22 protein-coding genes are annotated in these 19,649 nt (G+C 56.2%); 11 read left to right on the forward strand and 11 right to left on the reverse strand.

Annotated features, from left to right (window positions below; translation table 11 throughout):
* Positions 1-38: 38 nt before the first annotated feature.
* Positions 39-737, reverse strand: a complete 699-nt coding sequence (locus tag MKZ79_RS14760; RefSeq protein ID WP_336143216.1) for an RluA family pseudouridine synthase — start codon at positions 735-737, stop codon at positions 39-41.
* 177 nt (positions 738-914) lie between these two features.
* On the opposite strand from MKZ79_RS14760, the gene MKZ79_RS14765 reads away from it, so the two are divergent.
* Positions 915-1,397 (forward strand): cold-shock protein, encoded by a 483-nt coding sequence (locus MKZ79_RS14765; protein WP_336143218.1) that lies wholly within the window; start codon positions 915-917, stop codon positions 1,395-1,397.
* Positions 1,398-1,434: 37 nt separating this feature from the next.
* On the opposite strand, the gene MKZ79_RS14770 is transcribed toward MKZ79_RS14765, so the two are convergent.
* Genes MKZ79_RS14770 through paoA form a run of 4 tightly spaced genes read right to left on the reverse strand, consistent with a single transcriptional unit; the run spans position 1,435 to position 6,217 of the window.
* A complete protein-coding gene (locus MKZ79_RS14770) occupies positions 1,435-2,367 on the reverse strand; it encodes an XdhC family protein (protein WP_336143220.1) in 933 nt (310 codons plus the stop codon).
* Between the two features lie 9 nt (positions 2,368-2,376).
* On the reverse strand, positions 2,377-4,575 hold the full coding sequence (gene paoC, locus MKZ79_RS14775; RefSeq protein ID WP_336143222.1) for an aldehyde oxidoreductase molybdenum-binding subunit PaoC: 2,199 nt from the start codon (positions 4,573-4,575) through the stop codon (positions 2,377-2,379).
* Positions 4,576-4,577: 2 nt separating this feature from the next.
* Complete coding sequence (locus tag MKZ79_RS14780; protein WP_336143223.1) at positions 4,578-5,528, reverse strand: FAD binding domain-containing protein; 951 nt, start codon at positions 5,526-5,528, stop codon at positions 4,578-4,580.
* Entirely contained in the window at positions 5,525-6,217 is a 693-nt protein-coding gene (gene paoA, locus MKZ79_RS14785) for an aldehyde dehydrogenase iron-sulfur subunit PaoA (protein ID WP_336143226.1), read from the reverse strand. The genes MKZ79_RS14780 and paoA overlap by 4 nt, the downstream gene beginning before the upstream one ends.
* Before the next feature lie 345 nt (positions 6,218-6,562).
* Between paoA and MKZ79_RS14790 the strand changes: the two genes are divergently transcribed.
* On the forward strand, positions 6,563-7,372 hold the full coding sequence (locus tag MKZ79_RS14790; RefSeq protein ID WP_336139811.1) for a flagellin N-terminal helical domain-containing protein: 810 nt from the start codon (positions 6,563-6,565) through the stop codon (positions 7,370-7,372).
* A 112-nt stretch (positions 7,373-7,484) separates the two neighbouring features.
* Here the strand turns inward: MKZ79_RS14790 and MKZ79_RS14795 are convergent, their stop codons facing one another.
* Entirely contained in the window at positions 7,485-7,721 is a 237-nt protein-coding gene (locus MKZ79_RS14795) for a hypothetical protein (protein WP_336143231.1), read from the reverse strand.
* 176 nt (positions 7,722-7,897) lie between these two features.
* On the opposite strand from MKZ79_RS14795, the gene MKZ79_RS14800 reads away from it, so the two are divergent.
* The 5 genes from MKZ79_RS14800 (at position 7,898) to MKZ79_RS14820 (ending at position 12,311) form a co-directional block, all read left to right on the forward strand.
* A complete protein-coding gene (locus MKZ79_RS14800; protein WP_336143232.1) occupies positions 7,898-8,023 on the forward strand; it encodes a hypothetical protein in 126 nt (41 codons plus the stop codon).
* A gap of 97 nt (positions 8,024-8,120) precedes the next feature.
* The gene (locus tag MKZ79_RS14805) at positions 8,121-8,321 is read left to right on the forward strand and encodes a hypothetical protein (protein ID WP_336143234.1); all 201 of its coding nucleotides are present in this window, start codon (positions 8,121-8,123) and stop codon (positions 8,319-8,321) included.
* 151 nt (positions 8,322-8,472) lie between these two features.
* Positions 8,473-9,150, forward strand: a complete 678-nt coding sequence (locus MKZ79_RS14810) for a hypothetical protein (RefSeq protein WP_336143235.1) — start codon at positions 8,473-8,475, stop codon at positions 9,148-9,150.
* A 141-nt stretch (positions 9,151-9,291) separates the two neighbouring features.
* Positions 9,292-10,710, forward strand: a complete 1,419-nt coding sequence (locus MKZ79_RS14815; RefSeq protein WP_336143236.1) for a sugar porter family MFS transporter — start codon at positions 9,292-9,294, stop codon at positions 10,708-10,710.
* A gap of 311 nt (positions 10,711-11,021) precedes the next feature.
* Positions 11,022-12,311 carry an MFS transporter gene (locus MKZ79_RS14820; RefSeq protein ID WP_336143237.1) on the forward strand — a complete coding sequence of 430 codons (1,290 nt, stop codon included), beginning with the start codon at positions 11,022-11,024 and terminating at the stop codon, positions 12,309-12,311.
* Positions 12,312-12,958: 647 nt separating this feature from the next.
* Here MKZ79_RS14820 and MKZ79_RS14825 read toward each other — a convergent pair.
* Entirely contained in the window at positions 12,959-14,008 is a 1,050-nt protein-coding gene (locus MKZ79_RS14825; protein ID WP_336143239.1) for an FUSC family protein, read from the reverse strand.
* Positions 14,009-14,275: 267 nt separating this feature from the next.
* On the opposite strand from MKZ79_RS14825, the gene crcB reads away from it, so the two are divergent.
* Positions 14,276-14,656, forward strand: coding sequence for a fluoride efflux transporter CrcB (gene crcB / locus MKZ79_RS14830; protein WP_336143241.1), 381 nt, complete (start codon positions 14,276-14,278; stop codon positions 14,654-14,656).
* 16 nt (positions 14,657-14,672) lie between these two features.
* Here the strand turns inward: crcB and MKZ79_RS14835 are convergent, their stop codons facing one another.
* Positions 14,673-15,455, reverse strand: coding sequence for a hypothetical protein (locus tag MKZ79_RS14835; RefSeq protein WP_336143243.1), 783 nt, complete (start codon positions 15,453-15,455; stop codon positions 14,673-14,675).
* 80 nt (positions 15,456-15,535) lie between these two features.
* Positions 15,536-16,984, reverse strand: coding sequence for a sugar porter family MFS transporter (locus MKZ79_RS14840; protein ID WP_336143244.1), 1,449 nt, complete (start codon positions 16,982-16,984; stop codon positions 15,536-15,538).
* A gap of 262 nt (positions 16,985-17,246) precedes the next feature.
* Here MKZ79_RS14840 and iraP point away from each other — a divergent pair, with 262 nt between their 5' ends.
* Together iraP and MKZ79_RS14850 are read left to right on the forward strand one after the other, a co-directional pair.
* Entirely contained in the window at positions 17,247-17,537 is a 291-nt protein-coding gene (iraP, locus tag MKZ79_RS14845) for an anti-adapter protein IraP (protein ID WP_336143245.1), read from the forward strand.
* Between the two features lie 23 nt (positions 17,538-17,560).
* Entirely contained in the window at positions 17,561-18,037 is a 477-nt protein-coding gene (locus MKZ79_RS14850; protein ID WP_336143247.1) for a nuclear transport factor 2 family protein, read from the forward strand.
* 115 nt (positions 18,038-18,152) lie between these two features.
* Here the strand turns inward: MKZ79_RS14850 and MKZ79_RS14855 are convergent, their stop codons facing one another.
* A complete protein-coding gene (locus MKZ79_RS14855) occupies positions 18,153-18,353 on the reverse strand; it encodes a hypothetical protein (protein WP_336143249.1) in 201 nt (66 codons plus the stop codon).
* A gap of 164 nt (positions 18,354-18,517) precedes the next feature.
* The gene (gene yjbE, locus MKZ79_RS14860) at positions 18,518-18,775 is read right to left on the reverse strand and encodes an exopolysaccharide production protein YjbE (RefSeq protein ID WP_336143251.1); all 258 of its coding nucleotides are present in this window, start codon (positions 18,773-18,775) and stop codon (positions 18,518-18,520) included.
* A 584-nt stretch (positions 18,776-19,359) separates the two neighbouring features.
* On the opposite strand from yjbE, the gene MKZ79_RS14865 reads away from it, so the two are divergent.
* Entirely contained in the window at positions 19,360-19,590 is a 231-nt protein-coding gene (locus MKZ79_RS14865) for a hypothetical protein (RefSeq protein WP_336143253.1), read from the forward strand.
* Positions 19,591-19,649 lie beyond the last annotated feature (59 nt).

The following is a 19,649-nucleotide window of genomic DNA, read 5'->3' on the forward strand; positions in this document are numbered from 1 at the left end:
AACCCGGCCACAGCGCCGGGCGTCCTTGCGGCAGCCTGTCAGAACGGACTGCTACTCTGTGCTTTTATCGCTTCTCCGCTGACCGGATGTATAAAATGCAGCTCGCTGGCATGCAGCATCAGCCGCAGCGTTTGTTCGCTGCCCGGCAGCAGGCGGCCGCCATACAGATCGCAGCCCAGAATGGCATGGCCCAGATGCTGGCAGTGAATACGTAGCTGATGGGTGCGCCCGGTTTCCGGCGTTAAAACCACCCTTGTTAACGGCAGCTGGGTTCCATCCTTCTGTTGCTGATAAAAGCGCTCGACGACCCGATAGCGTGAACGGGCGGGTTTGCCGTGCAGAGCGCAAATCGACATTAGCGGAAACAGCGCCGGATCTTTGGCAATCGCCGCCTCGATCACGCCTTCGTTCTCTTGCAGATGGCCGCACAGCAGCGCGCTGTAAATCTTACTCACCGTGCGCTGGCTAAACTGCTGGCAGATGGCGGCATTGATTGCTTTAGTCAGGGCAATGACCATCAGGCCGGACGTGCCGAAATCCAGGCGATGAACCAGCGTACAGCCGGGAAAAAGTTTCACCAGCCGATAATGCACCGAATCAACATTCTGCGGATTTTTTCCGGAAAGGCTGAGCAGCCCGGCGGGCTTGTCGATTAACAGCAGATGTTCATCCTGAAAGAGGATCTTTATCTCGTCATGGCAGGGCGGAGCAATAAAGGGATCATAAAGCGTAGACATCAGGCTGTCCGGATAGCGAGCGGGAGCGGATGATAGCGAATTTGCGGCCCGCTGGCGAATCCGCCTGCTGGCCTGATGAGGTTTTATCATCCAGGCTTACAGCAAAGGCGTAGTCTGCGCGGAGATTGTGCTTTACACTGCGCGCAGCAAAAATCGAGATAACAAACAGGCAGGCTAATGGCGATGAACGGCACAATCACAACCTGGTTTCAGGATAAAGGTTTTGGATTTATCAAAGATGAAAACGGCGACAACCGCTATTTTCACGTGATTAAAGTCGCCAATCCCGATCTGATTAAGAAAAACGCGGCGGTAACCTTCGAGCCCACGACTAACAGCAAAGGGCTGTCGGCCTATGCGGTAAAAGTGATCCCGGAAAGCAAATATATCTACATTGCAGGCGAGCGCCTGAAGCTCACCGCGATCAAATCCTGGCTGATCTATAGCGAAGAAGTGCCCGTGGATAGCGGCATCGATAAAGAGAACACGGTGCTCTCTGTGGGCCTGCTGATGAACAGCATCAGGCCGAAGTCAGAGGTTAAGCCAGGTGAAATGCGCTCGGTGAAAAAACTGGCGATCACCACCTTCCAGGGAGCAACGCTAATCTTCTCGGAAGATGAGATAGATATCGACGCCACGGTCAAACTGCTTAAGGTCTGACAGTAAGATTCCGCGCCCGACGGCGCGGAAGAGGGCGCTATGCATCTTCCAGCCGGAGGCGCGCCGCAGCGACATCCGCCAGCACGGAGAGCGCCAGCGAGTGCGCATCCCGCGCTTTGGGGAAGATGCCGATTGGTGCCTTGATGCGGGCAATATCCTCGCGACTCCAGCCCAGTTCAACAAGTTTCTCCGTTCGCCTGGCGTGAGTGCGCTGGCTGCCCAGCGCGCCGATATAGAATGGTTTCGCCGTCAGCGCGGCCTGCAAAACCGGCAGCTCACGATCCAGATCGTGCCAGAGCAGCAGCACTGCGGTATGCGCATCAATTTCTGTTTGCACATCAAAACTGTCGCAGAGGCGTACTTCGTAGCCCGCCGCCTGCGCCATGCTGGCCGTCACCTGCGCTTCCAGCGAGCGACCAAAAACGATCGCCTGCGTGCAGGGGCGATAAGCCGTGCTGAAAAAACCGTTATGCCAACCGCTCCTTCCCGGCGAAGCGGTACTCTGCAAACGCTGGCTCCGCGTGCAGTAGCGTAAGCCCGCAGGCTTGCGCTGTTGCAGCAGATTCAGCACCGCCAGGAGCGGCCCGGCGCCGCGCAGCTTATGCACCCAGAGCGTAATGCCGCCGCCGCAGGGAAGCACGATATCGAAGTAAGGCGATCCCTCGCCATACATTACCTGACGATCCCGGCCCGTAGCGATCACGGCCATTGCCTCGTAAGCGACGGCGGATTCAACGCAGCCGCCGGAGACGAAGCCGCAATAGCGTCCGTCTTCGCAAACTACCATCTGCGCGCCTACGGGACGCGCCGCGCCGCCGCGGATCTCTGTCAGCGTGACCAGAGCCGCCGCAGTGCCGGCCTTAAGCGCTTCTACAGCGAAGCGCAGGATAGTCGCACTGTCATCGGTCAGCAGCGCTGGTTCCGGTACAGGCATGGCTGGCTGCGCGTCAGGGAAAGCGTGTTGCAGCATCGCGCCTCCTTAAACCACGTCCGGCAGCGAACCGAGCAGCTTATCGAGCGTGACAGGATACTCACGCACCCGCACGCCCGTAGCGTTATAGACCGCGTTGACGATAGCGGCGCTGACGCCGCACAGGCCAAGCTCGCCCACGCCTTTGGCTTTCATCGGCGAAGAGTAAGGATCGTCATCCTCCAGGAAAATCACTTCCTGTTCCGGCACGTCGGCATGAACCGGCACTTCATAGGCCGCCATATCGTGGTTAACGAAATAGCCCAGACGCTTGTCGACCGCCAGCTCTTCCATCAGCGCGCCGCCCAGGCCCATCGTCATCGCGCCGATCACCTGACTGCGTGCGGTTTTAGGATTGAGAATGCGGCCAGCGGCGCAGACCGCCAGCATCCGGCGTACCCGCACTTCGCCGGTCATGCTGTCCACGCCCACTTCGACAAAATGACCGGCAAACGTGGACTGCTGATACTTTTCATCCAGATCGCCGAACTCAATGCTGTCCTCAACGGTCAGCGTGCCGTTCGCTGCCGCATCGGCCAGTCGGACGCTACGATCGCCGCTGCGGATCTGCTCGTCGGCGAAAATCGCCTCATCGGCGTTAAAGCCAAGCTTGCCAGCGGCCGCCTCGCGCAGTTTGACGCAGGCGGCATAAACGCCAGCGGTAGAGCTGTTCGCGCCCCATTGGCCGCCCGAACCGGCGGAAACCGGAAAGCTGGAGTCGCCCAGCCGCACGGTCACTTTCTCCAGCGGTACGCCCAGCATCTCTGCCGCAGTCTGGGCGATGATGGTATAGCTGCCGGTGCCGATATCGGTCATATCCGTTTCCACCGTGACGATGCCGTCGCTGTCCAGATGCACCCGCGCGCCGGATTTCGTCACCAGATTGTTACGGAAGCCCGCCGCCATACCCATGCCGATCAGCCAGCGGCCATCTCTTACCTGCGCAGGCTTAGCGTTGCGACGGTTCCAGCCGAAGTGCTCCGCGCCGGTGCGCAGGCATTCCACCAGCTGACGACGCGAGAAAGGGCGATCGGGATTGGCGGGATCGACCTGAGTATCGTTGAGGATGCGAAAAGCGACCGGATCGAGGCCCGCTTTCTCCGCCATCTCATCAATCGCTATCTCCAGCGCCATCAGGCCTGGCGCTTCGCCCGGCGCGCGCATGGCGTTGCCCTCAGGCAGATCGAGCTTCGCCAGCCGCAGCCCGGTGTAGCGGTTAGCGCCCGCATAGAGCAGCTCGGTCTGCTGCACTGCGGTTTCCGGCGTGCCGCCAGGCAGGTTTCCCGACCAGCTTTCGTGAGCGATAGCGGTGATATGGCCGCTGCTGTCGGTGCCGATACGGATATGCTGAATGGTCGCCGGTCGATGGGTGGTGTTGTTAGGAATCATGGGTCTTGGCAGCATCACCTTGACCGGACGCTTCGCGGCGCGCGCGCCCAGCGCGGCCAGTAGCGCATCGCTGCGCAGAAAGAGCTTGCCGCCGAATCCGCCGCCGATATAGGGCGAAATCACGCGCACGTTCTCTTCCGGCAGCTTAAGCGTTTTCGCCAGGTCGCTGCGGCACCAGTTGATCATCTGGTTAGATGTCCAGACGGTGACTTTATCGTCCTGCCAGACCGCCATCGAGGCGTGCGGTTCCATCGCCATATGGCTTTGATCCGGCGTGGTGTAAGTGGCGTCCAGCTTCACCGCGGCCTCGGCGAAGGCGCTGTTGAAATCGCCGACGGTTTTATCCGGCTGATCTTCCGGCGCCTGGCTGACGGTAGGTTTCTCTGCGGCGAGATCGTAAGCGCCGCGCTCGCGGCTGTAGCGTACGTCAACCAGCTGCGCGGCCGCTCGCGCCTGCTCAAAGGTTTCCGCCACCACCAGCGCCACGGCCTGGTGATAGTGCTCGATTTCCGGGCCGCCCAGCAGCGTGGCGGTGTTTTTCTCACCTTTGCCCAGGCTGCCGGCATTCTTTGCCGTTACCACGGCCAGCACGCCCGGCGCCTGTTTTGCCGCCTGAAAATCGATCGAGACGATGCGGCCTTTGGCGATGGCGGAGCCGACGATATAGCCATAGGCGACGTTAGCGGCTTTGTCGTGCCACTCATAGGCGTAGTGCGCGGTGCCCGTGGTTTTCATCGGGCCGTCGATACGATCGTGAGGACGTCCTACCACCTTTAACTGATCGATCGGGTTTTCGCCCGCAGGCTTGTCGAATTTCATTGTTATGCCCTCGCTTCCGTCAGCACAGAGGCGAGCGTGCGCTTCGCCAGTAGCAGCTTGTATTCGTTCTCATGGGTTGGCTGAGCGCCAGCGAAGAGGCGATCGTAAACCGCCTGCGCGCCTTGCGGCAGCTGCGCATCGGCTTCCGCCAGCCGCCAGGGCTTGTGCGCTACGCCGCCCAACGCGACCCGGCCTGTTCCGTCAGGCTGCACCACAGCGGCGACCGAAACCAGCGCGAAGGCGTAAGAGGCGCGATCGCGTATTTTGCGGTAGATATGCGTGCCGCCGAGCGGTGCCGGCAAAGTCACGGCGACAATCAGCTCGCCCGGTTTGAGCACGGTTTCACGATGGGGCGTTTCGCCTGGCGCCAGATAAAATTCGCTGAGAGGGATTCTTCGTTCGCTGCCGTCCGCGCTGGCCGTTTCCACTACGGCGTCCAGCAGCTGCATAGCGACAGCCATATCGCTGGGATGCGTGGCGATACAGGCTTTACTGGCGCCTATCACCGCGTGCTGACGGCTAAAGCCTTCCAGCGCGGCGCAGCCGCTGCCCGGCAGGCGTTTATTGCAGGGCTGATTGGTGTCGTAAAAATAGGGACAGCGCGTCCGCTGCAGCAGGTTGCCCGCCGTCGTGGCCTGATTGCGTAACTGGCCCGACGCGCCAGCCAGCAGCGCTCTTGCCAGCACCGCATAATCGCGGCGCACGCGGGCATCGGCGGCCAGATCGGTATTGCGCACCAGCGCGCCGATACGTAAACCGCCGTCGGCGGTCGGTTCAATCTTATCCAGCGCCAGATGATTCACATCAATCAGATGAGCCGGCGTTTCGATTTCCAGCTTCATTAAATCCAGCAGGTTGGTGCCGCCAGCGATAAATTTAGCGCCGGGCGTGCGCTGTGCGCTGGCTGCCGCTTCGGCAGGCGTGTTAACGCGTTCGAACGTGAAGGCCTTCATGCTTTTTCGCTCCCGGCGACATCTTCGATCGCGGCAAGAATATTGGCGTAGGCGCCGCAGCGGCAGATATTGCCGCTCATACGTTCGCGCAGCTCGTCCGCCGTCGCTTCCGGCGGCGAAACCAGATCGAGCGTGACGTGGCTGGGAATTCCCGCTTCGATCTCTTTCAACACCGCCACGGAAGAACAGATCTGGCCTGGCGTACAGTAGCCGCACTGATAGCCGTCGTGTTTGACGAAGGCCGACTGCATAGGGTGCAGGTTATCCGGCGTGCCTAAGCCTTCAATGGTGGTGATTTCCGCGTCCTGATGCATCACAGCGAGCGTCAGGCAGGAATTGAGTCTGCGGCCGTTGACAATCACGGTGCAGGCGCCGCACTGGCCGTGGTCGCAGCCTTTTTTGGTGCCGGTCAGGTGCAGATGCTCGCGCAGCGCGTCCAGCAGCGTGGTGCGGGTATCCACTTCCAGCTGCTGGCGAATGCCGTTGACCTTAAGCGTCACAGGCAGGGTTTCCGGCGCACGGGTTGTGGAACCGTCGTCGCCAAACGCCGTGCCGGGCGCGACCGCCGCGCTGGCCGCCGTGGCCGCGCTCACCTTCAACAGGGTGCGGCGCGTCAGATGTAAAGAAGGGGATTCAGCTGGCTTGATGCCTGGCTGGTGCTGCTCGTTATTATTGCCTTGGTTGCTCATGCCAGGCCTCCGGTATGCATAAAGAAACGACAAAGAATGAAAGGGCTTTCTCTTTTTTTGAGCATTAAGCATAGACGTTGCAGGGAAAATGATTATCCCGGAATAGCGCATGGGGTTATGAGGGAAATTAATTACTGACGCGGCATAAAGTTTGGCCAGCGTCGGCCGACTATTTCAGGGTATCCGGCCCGCCCGTGTTAAGACTTATCCTAAACGCCGCTTTTTGCAGATTTTTTTGCAGCCGGCTTTAAAGTTTCTTCGGGACGGGACGATAAAGAATACAGACGGTGACGGGCATCCTGGCGCCGTATCCGAACTCTGGTAAATTTTTTAAAGGAAACGACTATGTCCGTTATCAACACTAACATCATGTCACTGACTACTCAGAACAACCTGAACAAATCACAGGCTTCTCTGAGCACCGCTATCGAGCGTCTTTCTTCCGGTCTGCGTATCAACAGCGCTAAAGACGACGCAGCAGGCGAAGCTATCGCTAACCGCATGAACTCTCAGATCAAAGGTCTGACTCAGGCGGCACGTAACGCTAACGACGGTATCTCTCTGACCCAGACGGCTGAAGGCTCTCTGAACGAGATGAACACCAACCTGCAGCGTATCCGTGAACTGACCGTGCAGGCGAAAAACGGCACCAACAGCGCCGACGACATCGACTCAATCCAGAAAGAAGTTGACGCTCGCCTGTCTGAAATCAACCGTATCGGTAAAGCTTCTACCTTCAACGGCACGGCGATTTTCGACACTACCGGCAGCGTAAAAATTCAGGTTGGCGCTAACGACGCGACCGACGCTAACGTTATCAGCATCGACCTGTCCGGCGCTGGCTTCCAGACTACTGGCCTGGGCGCGACTTTCGACGTGACCGGCGGCGACCTGTCTGACCTGGACGCGCGTATCAAGAACGTCGATACCGCACGTAGCGGCCTGGGTGCGATTCAGAACCGTTTCGAATCTACCATCAACAATCTGAACACCTCTGTGACCAACCTGACCGCGTCACAGTCCCGTATCCAGGATGCTGACTACGCAACTGAAGTTTCCAACATGTCGAAGGCGCAGATCCTTCAGCAGGCTGGTACCTCTGTGCTGTCAAAAGCCAACCAGGTTCCACAGGGCGTGCTGTCTCTGCTGCAGTAAGTTCTGCAACATGTGCGAAACCCGGCTTCGGCCGGGTTTTTTTTATGCGTCAAAAAGGTTACGACCCGCTTGTATCGAACTAAAAATGTCGCTGGCGGCAAGGCTACGCGCCTTACTTATTGGTAAAAATAAAATGCTGCGGCACTTCGTCGCTGAGAATATAGTCGTCCTCGCCCAGCCTTTCGGCTTCAAAATTAAAGATCTCCCGTAACGCGCCGCTGAACAGCGCCGTGCTCTGCTCGGTTTTGGCAATAATCAGCGTTTTATCCACGCTGCTGTCACCGGTTCGCGTCTCGCTGTACTCTGCGGGAAAGGTTAAATTGCCATACTTCACCGTCACTTTTTCCATCGTTTTCCCCTTTGAGGCGTTGATCTGAAAAATTTACAGCGTCGTAACCTGTTAAAACCTTAGAGCAGCGCAACGGAAAAGTCATCCTGCCGCCACTATGCCTGCGCGCCTTTCGGGACTCAGGTCTTAAATTTGCGTTTATACTTATTTTTCATTCGCCATTCAGGAGGTCATCTATGTTCACCTGTTCTCGCAAAGATCCGCGTATCGCCACTTTCGGTTATCAGATCGAAAAAGATCCCAAAGAGCAGAAAGACAGCCCGGACGAAGCGCCAGAATCGGGCGATAAATTGCCGGAATAAATCGCAACGAGTTTTACCGGATCTGTGACGCAAAGCGGGATCGGTTTAGTGTCAGCCACTATAGTTAACTGACCCATATGGGTTGATGGAGGTGGCTATGTCTGAACGTCCCGATTACCAGGAACCCGTTCCTGATGACGCTGAATACCCGGCTGATGAGGACCATAAGGATATCCCGGAAGGCAGCGATGAAATCGTCGATCCGCTGGAGGATGATGAGGAAATCGATGCGCCTCTGGAAGATGACGATCTCGACTCCGATGATGAGGACGACGAGGATATGGAGGAGGATGTCTGATTGTCAGGTCTGAACCGTGAGCCGCCTCTGAATTTACGCAGAGGCGGCTCGCGTTTCCCGCACCCCAATTGTTTTCTTACAGCCTGCCGTTTGCTCAACGCCGCTTATCTCCTACACTGGAACGCTATTTTTAACGCTCCGGAGAAAAAGCATGTCGGCAAGCGACGATTTAGCGCAAATCTATCATCAGCGTTCGCAGGAGACGCTGCGCCTCTGGCGCGCTCCTGCGGCGGCCGAAGCGCATCGGGGTTTCTATCCGGAAAAGTTAAAAGCCATCGCTACCGGTATTCAGCCTGAGTTAACCCAGCCGTTGCAGACGCTGCTGACGGAACTGCAGCAGCGGGTGCTGGACGATCCGCTCGCCGATATTATGCAGCCCGCCCATTTTCACCTGACTTTTCTGGCGATAACGCTTTCACGCTACGATTTTGCGCATCCACCAGAAGGCGTCGATGAGCTCAGGAAAATAGCCGCAGCGCACTGTCTGGGAAGCGAGCTGAGCATACGCGATCTGCGGCTGGTGGCTTTGCCTAATCAACTACTTATCGCCGGCATTCCACAGGCGGCGGACGTCGCGCGCAGAAAAGCCTTCTGGGAGGCGCTGGCCGGTTCCGACTGGGCAGAGCCGCTGCGGGCGAGGTATAACGGCAGCGATCGACCGCCGCCGTTCTGGCACAGTACGCTGCTGCGTTACGAGGCGCCAACGCTGCCCGAACGCCTGCAGCAGTTTTTTAAGGCGCGGATTAATCAGCGTTATGGCGATATTACCGGCGCTATCCGGCTACGACTGGTGACCTATAACTGGTCGGAAAGCGATCCGCTCGCCTGAACACGCGCAAAGGAATGCGATCGCCATCACATCTCGCTCCGCCACAGCCGTTTTGTCCATGCCTGTGGACTCTTTTACATAACTCCGCTCAGCCCGAATCTGTATGTTACCGACAGACAGATTAAAAACCGGGGTTAGATAATGGCTTCAATCGATAACAGTATGGCGCTGCCGCAGGCGCAGAAGAATAAAGTCCGGCGGATGAATCTTTTTATTTCGTTCTCGGCCGGGCTGGCCGGGCTGCTGTTCGGGCTGGATATCGGCGTGATTTCGGGCGCGCTGCCCTTTATCACCCGACACTTTGCGCTCGACAGCCACCAGCAGGAATGGGTCGTCAGCAGCATGATGCTGGGCGCGGCGATTGGCGCGATCTGTAACGGCTGGGTATCGCACCGGCTTGGACGTAAATATAGCCTGATGGCCGGCGCGCTGCTGTTTATCATAGGCTCGCTCGGCTCGGCGCTGTCGGTCAATCTGGAGCTGTTACTGCTCTTTCGCGTGCTGCTGGGCATCGCCGTCGGCATCGCTTCCTATACTGCGCCGCTCTACCTTTCCGAAATGGCGACCGAAAACATTCGCGGTAAGATGATCAGCACCTACCAGCTGATGATCACCTTTGGCATTCTGCTGGCGTTTTTATCGGATACCGCCTTCAGCTATAGCGGCAACTGGCGCGCCATGTTGGGGATACTGGCGTTACCCGCCGTGCTGCTGTTCGTGATGGTGATTTTTCTGCCTAACAGCCCGCGCTGGCTGGCGGCGAAAGGTCTGCATGTGGAAGCGGAAGAGGTACTGCGGATGCTGCGCGATACCTCCGACAAGGCCAGGCAGGAGCTGAACGAAATCCGCGAGAGCCTGAAGATGAAGCAGGGCGGGCTGGCGCTGTTTCGTAAAAACAGCAACGTGAAGCGCGCCGTGTTTCTCGGCATGTTGCTGCAGGGGATGCAGCAGTTTACCGGTATGAATATCATCATGTATTATGCGCCGCAGATTTTTAAAATGGCGGGCTTTCAGAGCACTCAGCAGCAGATGATGGCGACGGTGGTGGTTGGCGTCACCTTTATGCTGGCGACCTTTATCGCGGTCTTCACCGTGGATAAAGCCGGACGCAAGCCTGTGCTGAAAATCGGCTTCTCGGTCATGGCTTTTGCCACGCTGATCCTCGGCTACTGCCTGATGAAGGTAGGCGAGGGCGAAGCCAGCATGAATCTCTCCTGGGTCGCGGTCGGCATGACCATGCTCTGTATCGCGGGTTATGCGATGAGCGCCGCGCCGGTAGTCTGGATACTCTGCTCGGAGATCCAGCCGCTGAAATGCCGCGATTTCGGCATCACCTGTTCCACCACCACTAACTGGGTGGCGAACATGATTATCGGCGCGACCTTCCTGACGCTGCTGGACGGCATCGGCGCGGCGGGAACGTTCTGGCTCTATACCGGCTTTAACCTGCTGTTTATCGCCATCACTTTCTGGCTGGTGCCGGAAACCAAAAACGTCACTCTTGAGCATATCGAAAAGAATTTGATGGCGGGCAAAAAGCTGCGGGAGCTGGGGCAGTAGAAAGGTTTTACTTTCCAGGGCGCTGTCAGCGCCCTTTTTAATAACTTGCGTAACCTGCCGATACCGCTGCCTGTACGGGTTGCCGGAGATAGATACCGTCATCGTCGCGCGTCTGTCAGGTTTTTCTTCCGTCATCGCGTTCCGACAAAATTTCAAAGCGAAATTTAGCGTTAATCCAACAGAATGGCGGCGAACATTTCGCGGCGTCGGCTGATTTGGTTGTTTTTATAAAAAGTCTCTGCCAGGTTTTCATTACCCTTTCAGTAAAGTCGATACACGCGGATAGAGTCCGAAAAAAGACAGGAAGCGCAATGAAGAAAGTCCTCGGCACCTTTTTACCTTTGTATACCACCACGCTGCTGATGCTGCTGGGTTCCGGCCTGCTGACCACCTATGTCTCGCTGCGCCTGGCGCACGAGCAGGTCAGCGGCAGCCTGATCGGCGGCATTATCGCCGCCAACTATATCGGGCTGGTGATCGGCGGCAAGGTCGGGCATAACCTGATTGCCCGCGTCGGCCATATTCGCGCCTATGTCGCCTGCGCCGGCATCATTACCGCTTCCGTATTGGGACACGGTTTAACGGAGTGGCTGCCCGCATGGATAGTGCTGCGGCTGATTATCGGCCTGTGCATGATGTGTCAATATATGGTGCTGGAAAGCTGGCTGAACGACCAGGCGGAACCGGGCCAGCGCGGCCTGATCTTCGGTTTTTATATGGTTGCGACCTATCTTGGCCTGTCGTCAGGGCAGATCATCCTGATGAGCCAGGCCGCGTCCGGCAGCGCCAGCCTGCTGATTGTCGCGCTCTGCTTTGCGCTCTGCCTGGTGCCTATCGCGCTAACCACCCGCACCAACGCGCAGCCGATGTCGCCGGCGCCGATGGAGCTGGGCTACTTCTTTCGGGCTATTCCGCGCATCTTGCTGATTACGCTGGCCACCGGCATGGCGGTTGGCGCGTTTTACGGCATGGCGCCCGTTTACGCCAGCCAGCTGGGCTTTACCACGCGGCAGACGGGCCTGTTTATGGCTATCGCTATTTTCGCCGGCCTGATTTCGCAGTTTCCTCTGAGCTGGCTTTCCGATCGCTTTAATCGTCATCGCCTGCTTTGCGGCACCGCGCTGCTCTACGCGTTGACGGCGCTGCTGCTCACTTTACCGCTGCATTTTACTTTTGTCTGGATAACCGCCGCGGCGTTTATCACCAGCATGATGCAATTTTCCCTTTATCCGCTGGTGGTGGCGATGGCGAACGATAGCGTGGCGCCGGAAAGACGGGTGTCGCTGACGGCCTGTCTGCTGATGGCTTTCGGCATCGGCGCCTGTATCGGGCCGATGATCACCGGTGCGCTGATGCAGCCGCTGGGCGGTCATATGCTCTACCTGTTCTTCGCGGTCTGCGGCGCGATGATCGCGGCGTTAAGCTGGCACCGTAATGAAGTTCAGCAGGAAAACGCGGAAAATCCAACGCCACACGTCGCCGTGCCGGACAGCCTCGCCAGTTCGCCGCTGGCCGTCGCGCTGAATCCGTCGCTGGATGAAGAGGAGATCCAGGCCGCCATGGTCAACAACGAGGAAGAGCAGGCTGAAGCGACCAGCTGACCGTAGCGCCAGCGGTTTTCACTGACGATGCCGACTGCCTGAGGTCGGCGTCGTTTTTATTTATGGGGTTTATAAAATTTATTTGGAAATTTATCCCTAAGGTAAAATGCTAAGTAAAAGTGAAAGGTTCTTCTTTTGTTTTATTTAAGTGAGTTAAATTGTCTTTTAATTCGTTGAATAATGTTGCGAAAATTAGAAGGGTTTGTTTATTCACTGTTGTCGCTATTATCAGGTAATATCTGGATAATCGTTATTATATTTGTCGAAGTACGCCAATAACCTGCTTTTTAAAGGAAATTAATAACCTGCCAGAAGGTTTTTTGCTATATTTTACCTCGGATCTGTTATTGGCCGAGATAGGGAGCATCAGTGGGTAAATATTTATCGCACCGCGGCAAAGTCTGGCTGATGGTCGTGCTGGGCTGCCTGATATTCTGGATAGTGATAGCGCTATGGGAGTTAGGGTAATGGAAAATCTTGCCGGGAAATCTATTAAAGCGCGCCTGCAGCAGTGGAAAATGAATTCGCGGCAGCGTGAGTTTCTGGAATCGTTGATCGAGAAAGAAGAGCAGCCTGAATCAGATAGCGGAGAAAACGTGGCGCCGGAAGCGCGGACTGCGGCGCTTCCGGCGGGTAAGGCAGAGTGTTCAGCCAGGGTTTTTTCCGGCCCGACGCAGCAGGATCTGCTTACGGGTAACCAGGCGGGCCATCACCAGCGCAAACAGGGCGAACAGGCCGCCGATAGCCGTGGCTTCCAGACGATGCGTGGCGACAGCAAGCTGTGAATTGCCCAGGCTGGCAATCATAAAAACCACCATCATGGTAACGAGCAAAGCCAGAATAAAGTAGGATTTGGCGACCAGCGAATAAGACCAGGTAAAAGCAAGATAGCCAAACAGCATAAATCCGCCGATCAGATAAAGCGGCGAATGGCACAGATCGATTAGCGCCGCTGCCGTGACGCTGCCCAGCAAAGTCCCTGACACGCGCGCCCGCACCCGCGACAGCGAATCCCGATAGTTGTTGCGCAGGCAGATCAGCAGCGTCATGCCTGCCCAATAGCCGTTTTTTAGCTGGAAAAACTCCACGGCCGAAAGCGCCAGCCCCATCGCCAGCAGCGCGAAAAACACTGACCACTGCAGATGAATTTTATGTTTGTATTTACCGGTAGTGACGCGTAAAAAGCGCAGCCAGGCGCGCGGCCAGACGTCTTTCAGACAGAAAGGGTAGCGGCGGAAAACCAGGTAAAGAAAAAATATCTGAATCAAACCGCCGGAGCCGACCAGCATCGCCCGATCGGTGGCGTGCGCCAGCGAACCGGCGTAATAACCAGACACCAGATAAGCAATCGACCACTGCAGCAGCATCCACCAGGCGCTCTCGTCGACGTTGGCCATGGTGACGTAGACGGCCGCATAGAGCATGGCGACAAGAATATAGAGCGGCAGAATATCGCCTGTCACACAGCCGAGCCAGGAGGAGAAGGCGATGCCCAGCGTGGTAGTGAACAGCAGAGAAAAAGAAGATCCGCCCCAGGTTTTATTGGCGCCGAACGCCAGCGTCAGCGCGCCGCTCGCCACCAGGCCGGCGGCCGGTAGCCGATCAAAAGTAAAGCCGGCGAGCCAGATGGCGATTAGCGCAGGCAAACAGCAAAGGCCCAGCAATAAATCCTGTTTTGGAATAGGGAAAAAACGCATGGCTATAACACAGCTTCCGGATCGACAATACCCGGGCAAGCATAGCCTGGCAGGCGAGCCGCGCTATAAAAAATCAGTAAATTCATATGACTGCCGTTATGGACAGGACTCATATCCGGGCGACGTGCTTGCAAAAAAAGCGTGGACTGATTAGGCTGAGCTGCCCTGAACATCTGTCTTTGCCAACCGGGACGGGTAGCGCTTTCGGTACGGAGGATCGCGCGTTGGGCTTATCGCGCCAGTTTCGCTATCTTACTGAGAAAATTCATGTTTAAACCGCTGATTGCTTTGATTGTCGGCGCTTCAGCCGGCTGTATCATCCGCTGGTTGCTGGCCGTTCGCCTTAACACGCTGTTTCCCAACCTGCCGCCGGGAACGCTGCTGGTCAATCTGCTGGGCGGGTTTATTATCGGCGGCGCGATGGCCTGGTTTCTGCGCCATCCTCAGATCGATCCCTTCTGGAAATTGTTAATCACCACCGGACTTTGCGGCGGCATGACGACGTTTTCCACTTTTTCGCTGGAAATCGTGACGCTGATGCAGGCGGGCAACTATCTGTGGGCGATGATTTCTATGCTGACCCACGTCGTCGGTTCTCTGCTGATGACTTTCGTCGGTTTCTGGCTGATTACGCTGCTGATGGGCTGACAATGCCGCCAGCGCGTTACTGCGGCGGCTGTTCTTCGTCGTCGTCGCTGTCGAAAGCCAGTGCGCTGGCGCTGGCCGCATCGAACAGCGACAGGCTTTCAATCTGGTCCAGCAGAATCACCTTACGAAACGCCATCGCGGATTTCGGTTCTGAATCCAGCGTAATGTTGTGTTCCGCATACCATTTACTGTAGTTGTGCTCAACGCACAGATTCAACGTTTTGCCGTCACGGTAGCCGCTCAGCATCGGGATCAGGACGATATTGGCGGTGTTCTCGGTTTCATAGGAAGCGGTGTGGATCATGCCGATATAGATACGACGTGACTTTAGCGTTACCCAGGCGAGTTCGCCTTCTTCCATACACTGGAAAAGCAGCCCTTCGACGCCATTAGAGCGCGAAAGCTTTTTATAAAGTTTTTTGCGGCCCGTGCTGTTCAGGCGAGCGCTGCCTGACCAGTTAGAGCGATAGAGGCAGAACAGCACTGCGAAGGTAAGCATCACCACCACCGGCGCCTGGATGCCGAGAAAGCTCCAGTTCATAAACTCCATCTGCCAGTTGTAGTGATGGCTGCCGGTCAGCTCAGGCATAAGATTAAGCAGGGAAGAGCAGATAAGCAGGAAAAGCCAGACCAGCCCGGTGGCGATAACGCCCTGAAGGACGAAAATACAGCCGTAGAGCGCGACCAGGAAATAGACGTCCCAGCCAAACGAACGTTTGATTTTAAAGCGGGTAGAGAGGTCGCGGCTGGTGTACCAGTAGCCGCAGACCATTAAAACCATAAATATCGCCGTTCCCATATCAGGCCTCCTTATACGCCAATAACAGCCGGCGGAAGCGGGCTGTCAGAAGGTTAAAAGCGCCTTCCCTGGCGCTTCGGTTAGCTGCCCGTCTGTGGGGCAGGATCATCCTGCAAATGCTTTTTAAAGTGTTTCTCAATCTGTTCCAGCGTTTTGCCCTGCGTTTCCGGCGCGAACAGGACGGCGAAAATGCCGCCTGCGATGCCGATAGCGGCGAAGGCGAAAAAGGTGTTGGTCAGACCAAACGTCTCCAGCAGCGTCGGGAAAAGAAACGCGATGGAAAAGTTGGTCATCTGCATGGCGAACACCGAAATGCCGTTAGCCATGCCGCGGATGCGCATCGGGAACATCTCCGACAGCAGCAGCCAGGTCACTGGCGACAGCGCGCCCTGCTGGAAGCAGAGGAAGATTAGCATACCGGCCAGCACCAGATAGCTGCGCAGCACGTCCGGATGCCCGTCGACGGTTTCCGGCATCAGCCAGGTCAGCAGCCCGATCGCCAGCAGCGTACAGGTACAGCCGATCTGACCGGTCAGCAACAGCGGACGACGACCGAAGCGGCTCAGCAGCATAATGCCTACAAAGGTCATGATCACCGAAATTACGCCGTTGGCGATGGTCGCCAGCAGCGAGGCGTTAGTGCCGAGGCCCGTAGCCTGCAGCATCGTCGGCGCATAGAACATTATCGTGTTGACGCCGGAAAGCTGTTGCAGCATCGCCACGCCGATGCCGAGCGCCACCAGACGCTTCATCCAGGTCGAAATTGTTTTCTTACGGCGAGCATTTTTCTCGCTTTTGGAAGACATCGATTTGCGAATATCGCCCATCTCTTTCTCAACCATGCGCGAATGACGAGTGCGCTCCAGCACGTCACGCGCTTCGCGGTAGCGGCCATGCATCGCGTACCAGCGAGGCGTATCGGGCAGAAACAGCATACCTACCCAGAGAATAACGGCCGGGACGCAGGCCACGCCCAGCATCCAGCGCCAGGTGGTTTCGCCGCCCCAGATTTCGTTGATGGCGGCGTTGCTGGTATAGGCGATCAGCTGGCCGGAAACGATCATCAATTCCTGCAGCGTCACAAACTGCCAGCGACGGTTCGCCGGCACTATCTCTGCGATATAGACAGGAACGATAGCTGCCGCGCCGCCAACGGCCAGGCCGAGGATAAAGCGAAAGCTAATCATCATTTCCACATTTGGCGCGGTGGCGCAGCCCAGCGAGCCGATCATAAAGATCACGGCCATCAGCAGAATGATTTTTTTACGGCCAAAGCGATCCGCCACGCGTCCGGCGAAAATGGCGCCGATAGCGGAGCCGAGGATCAGAAAGCTGGTGACCATGCCGGTAGTCAGCGAGGTCAAATGCAGGTCGTGCTTCATAAACAGCAGCGCGCCCGCGATAACTCCGGTGTCGTAACCAAAGAGCAGACCGCCCAGCGTGGCGATAAACGCAATGACTTTTACCAAAGGTTCAATCGAAGTGTTCGACGTGGTGCCGGCTGTCCCGCCGTTTGAGGTTTGAGTCACAAGTTACTCCCTTGCCAATGTTATTATTTTGGTGTGATAAAGATCACAGGATTAAATCTAATCCACCGGCGGCATTTAGCCAGGCGAAACGGGAAATATAATTGGCCTGGCGATGGTAAAATGACCATTTCGCCTGAAAATCACGCTGGATCATGAAAAGGCGTTGCAGAAAGCGTCGGAAGAGGCGTCAGAAGTCGGTTTCAGTTTGCTCGTGGTAAAGCTCGGTGGTAATTTCTGGAATGATCTATTTCGGGGATAAATTATGAAGCAGCTTGTAATCGATATTTTACTAAAAATGGCCAAAATTGAGGTCGACGCAAAGGAACTGACGGCGCAGGTGGAAGCGCAGTCGCTGGTAGTGGCCGCGCTGGTGCTGACGGCGGGCAAAGGCGACGGCGCATCGACGATCTCTGAAAATATTCAGAACGCCATCGTGGCGGCCACGACGTCAGGCCAAAGCTTTCTGCAGTCGGACATCGATCTGCTGCTTACCCATATCAACCGACTGCTGGCGGTGACGCGCTACGTCGACGAGAAGGCGGAAGCGCAATAGCCCGCAGCCTGCCAGGAGAAGCCATGACTGAAAACGAACGCCGCCTGCCGTTGCCGCCTTTCACGCGGGAAACGGCCATGCAAAAAGTCCGCCTGGCGGAGGATGGCTGGAACAGCCGCGATGCGCAAAAAGTGGCGCTGGCCTATACCCTGGATACGCAGTGGCGCAACCGGGCGGAATTTATTACTGGCCGTCATGAAGCCGAAGCTTTTCTCAGCCGTAAATGGGCGAAAGAGCTGGAGTACCGGCTGATTAAGGAGCTATGGGCGTTCGAAGGCAACCGCATTGCGGTGCGCTACGCCTACGAATGGCATGATGATTCCGGCAACTGGTTTCGTTCCTACGGCAATGAAAACTGGGCGTTCGACGAGAACGGATTAATGTCTCAGCGTTACGCCTGCGTGAACGATTTACCGATTAAAGAGAGCGAGCGTAAATATCACTGGCCATTGGGTCGTCGACCGGACGACCATCCCGGCCTGAGCGAGCTGGGTTTGTAGCCGACAGACCAGGCGGTTCGAATTGAGCCGTCTGCGTGAATTTTTATTCATATTAAACAGGTATAAATAAAATCCCTCTTCATCCGCAACTGGCGAAATACCAGGCGCTCCCGCCCTATTTGACATTAGTTATTTCATTACCATGATTGCGGTAAACTTCGCCGCACAGCAGAACCGCGTTGGGGCGACGCTCATGTATTCGGTCAGCCATACGCTCACAGGCTGCGCGCGTCGGAAAAATATGCTCGGACACGGGCAAGGCGTCACAGGCGTCGTGACCGCAGGCGCTAACCAGTAAAACGAAGCCGATTAACATCGCTTCCTCCGTAGTAAAACCAAATCAGTCCCAAGTATAGGTGAAAAGCGAGGCGGCCGATGGACGCCATCTGTACAGATAGCGTGGCGGCCGGATAAATAAGGAACAGCAACGGCGGGTTAAAACCGGCCTTTTGGCGTGAAAAGGCCGGCAACGCAGTAAAATTAATGCGCGGTGGTGGACGTTGTGGTGGTGGTCGTGGTGCCGGTGCTGGAACCATCGCCGCCGCCGCCCATCGTCGCCAGAGCGATGCCAAGCAGCGCGCCTACGGCGCCAACGCCAACGGCATTAGAGTTGCCGTCGGAAAGGGTAGTGGCTTCACTGCCGGCGGCGACGCCGGCAGCGGCTGGTGCTGGTGCGGCAAAAGCGCTGTGGCTGCCCGTTGCAATCAGGAACAGAGCCAGCGCGGTGATTTTTTTCATTATATTTATCCTCAAGCGTTATGCAGGTGTTGTTGCCTGAAAGAGTAGTTTTAATCCTTTGCGTTGCAAATAGTGACAAAACAGCCTTTTTGCCTTTTTTCTATTTAAGAATGGCGTAAACAGATCCACGTTTTACCAGAGCGTGGGTGACGCGGCGTATTGCCGCCGCCGCGCTTATTTTTATCCAGGTGGCGCGCCATACGGGCGATAATGCCGGTAATACAGATTAATCTTAATAAATATTTTAAGGGCAGGCGGCGATAAAACGATCGCTGCTGGACATAAATAAGATCCGAACGTATCCAGAGTTTTACTGCTATTTTCAGATTAAACGATGGATAAATTTTTTTAGGTTGGGGGTGGAAAGTATTTAAGGCAAATTTTGGACCGAAAAAAGTGTGTAGCCATATTTATTGTGGTTAAAAAGTGTGAACAGAAAAAAGCGTCATGCCTGTCGGCGACTGATTTAATTAACAAAAGTGGAAAATAGCGGCAGCATCGAAATAATTAGTTTAAAAGACCATGAGATGGCAATCTCGTCAGCTTCTGCCAGACTTAACGTTTACCCATAACAGGAGGAGACGATGAGTACAGACCACGATCTACTGACTTCGAGCGATGAGGAAGTGTGTACCATTATCGGCAAAGCGGTGGTTGACCTGAGCATCACCGGTCAGCCTGTCAATAAGGCTACGCTGGCGCTGAAGCTGCTGGCGATGGCGGATCAGGACGTCGATGAAGAGAGGATATTGCTGTACTGGATTGCCCGCAGAGCGATCAATCAGCCACAAAAATTTGCTGCAGCCAGCTACTGACTGCTCGTGGCGCCCGGTTATTTGCCGGAAGAACGGCCGCTTCCACCGCGGCCGTTTTC

It is taken from the genome of Erwinia sp. CGal63 (assembly GCF_037026505.1).
GTDB lineage: Bacteria > Pseudomonadota > Gammaproteobacteria > Enterobacterales > Enterobacteriaceae > Erwinia.

Coding starts and splice junctions, on each gene's coding strand:
- MKZ79_RS14770 (WP_336143220.1), bottom strand. CDS start 2,367: ATGCTGCAACACGCTTTCCCTGACGCGCAGCCAGCCATGCCTGTACCG.
- MKZ79_RS14855 (WP_336143249.1), bottom strand. CDS start 18,353: ATGTTAATCGGCTTCGTTTTACTGGTTAGCGCCTGCGGTCACGACGCC.
- MKZ79_RS14795 (WP_336143231.1), bottom strand. CDS start 7,721: ATGGAAAAAGTGACGGTGAAGTATGGCAATTTAACCTTTCCCGCAGAG.
- crcB (WP_336143241.1), top strand. CDS start 14,276: ATGTTTAAACCGCTGATTGCTTTGATTGTCGGCGCTTCAGCCGGCTGT.
- MKZ79_RS14790 (WP_336139811.1), top strand. CDS start 6,563: ATGTCCGTTATCAACACTAACATCATGTCACTGACTACTCAGAACAAC.
- yjbE (WP_336143251.1), bottom strand. CDS start 18,775: ATGAAAAAAATCACCGCGCTGGCTCTGTTCCTGATTGCAACGGGCAGC.
- MKZ79_RS14825 (WP_336143239.1), bottom strand. CDS start 14,008: ATGCGTTTTTTCCCTATTCCAAAACAGGATTTATTGCTGGGCCTTTGC.
- paoA (WP_336143226.1), bottom strand. CDS start 6,217: ATGAGCAACCAAGGCAATAATAACGAGCAGCACCAGCCAGGCATCAAG.
- MKZ79_RS14835 (WP_336143243.1), bottom strand. CDS start 15,455: ATGGGAACGGCGATATTTATGGTTTTAATGGTCTGCGGCTACTGGTAC.
- paoC (WP_336143222.1), bottom strand. CDS start 4,575: ATGAAATTCGACAAGCCTGCGGGCGAAAACCCGATCGATCAGTTAAAG.
- MKZ79_RS14805 (WP_336143234.1), top strand. CDS start 8,121: ATGTCTGAACGTCCCGATTACCAGGAACCCGTTCCTGATGACGCTGAA.
- iraP (WP_336143245.1), top strand. CDS start 17,247: ATGAAGCAGCTTGTAATCGATATTTTACTAAAAATGGCCAAAATTGAG.
- MKZ79_RS14810 (WP_336143235.1), top strand. CDS start 8,473: ATGTCGGCAAGCGACGATTTAGCGCAAATCTATCATCAGCGTTCGCAG.
- MKZ79_RS14820 (WP_336143237.1), top strand. CDS start 11,022: ATGAAGAAAGTCCTCGGCACCTTTTTACCTTTGTATACCACCACGCTG.
- MKZ79_RS14760 (WP_336143216.1), bottom strand. CDS start 737: ATGTCTACGCTTTATGATCCCTTTATTGCTCCGCCCTGCCATGACGAG.
- MKZ79_RS14815 (WP_336143236.1), top strand. CDS start 9,292: ATGGCTTCAATCGATAACAGTATGGCGCTGCCGCAGGCGCAGAAGAAT.
- MKZ79_RS14780 (WP_336143223.1), bottom strand. CDS start 5,528: ATGAAGGCCTTCACGTTCGAACGCGTTAACACGCCTGCCGAAGCGGCA.
- MKZ79_RS14850 (WP_336143247.1), top strand. CDS start 17,561: ATGACTGAAAACGAACGCCGCCTGCCGTTGCCGCCTTTCACGCGGGAA.
- MKZ79_RS14865 (WP_336143253.1), top strand. CDS start 19,360: ATGAGTACAGACCACGATCTACTGACTTCGAGCGATGAGGAAGTGTGT.
- MKZ79_RS14765 (WP_336143218.1), top strand. CDS start 915: ATGGCGATGAACGGCACAATCACAACCTGGTTTCAGGATAAAGGTTTT.
- MKZ79_RS14800 (WP_336143232.1), top strand. CDS start 7,898: ATGTTCACCTGTTCTCGCAAAGATCCGCGTATCGCCACTTTCGGTTAT.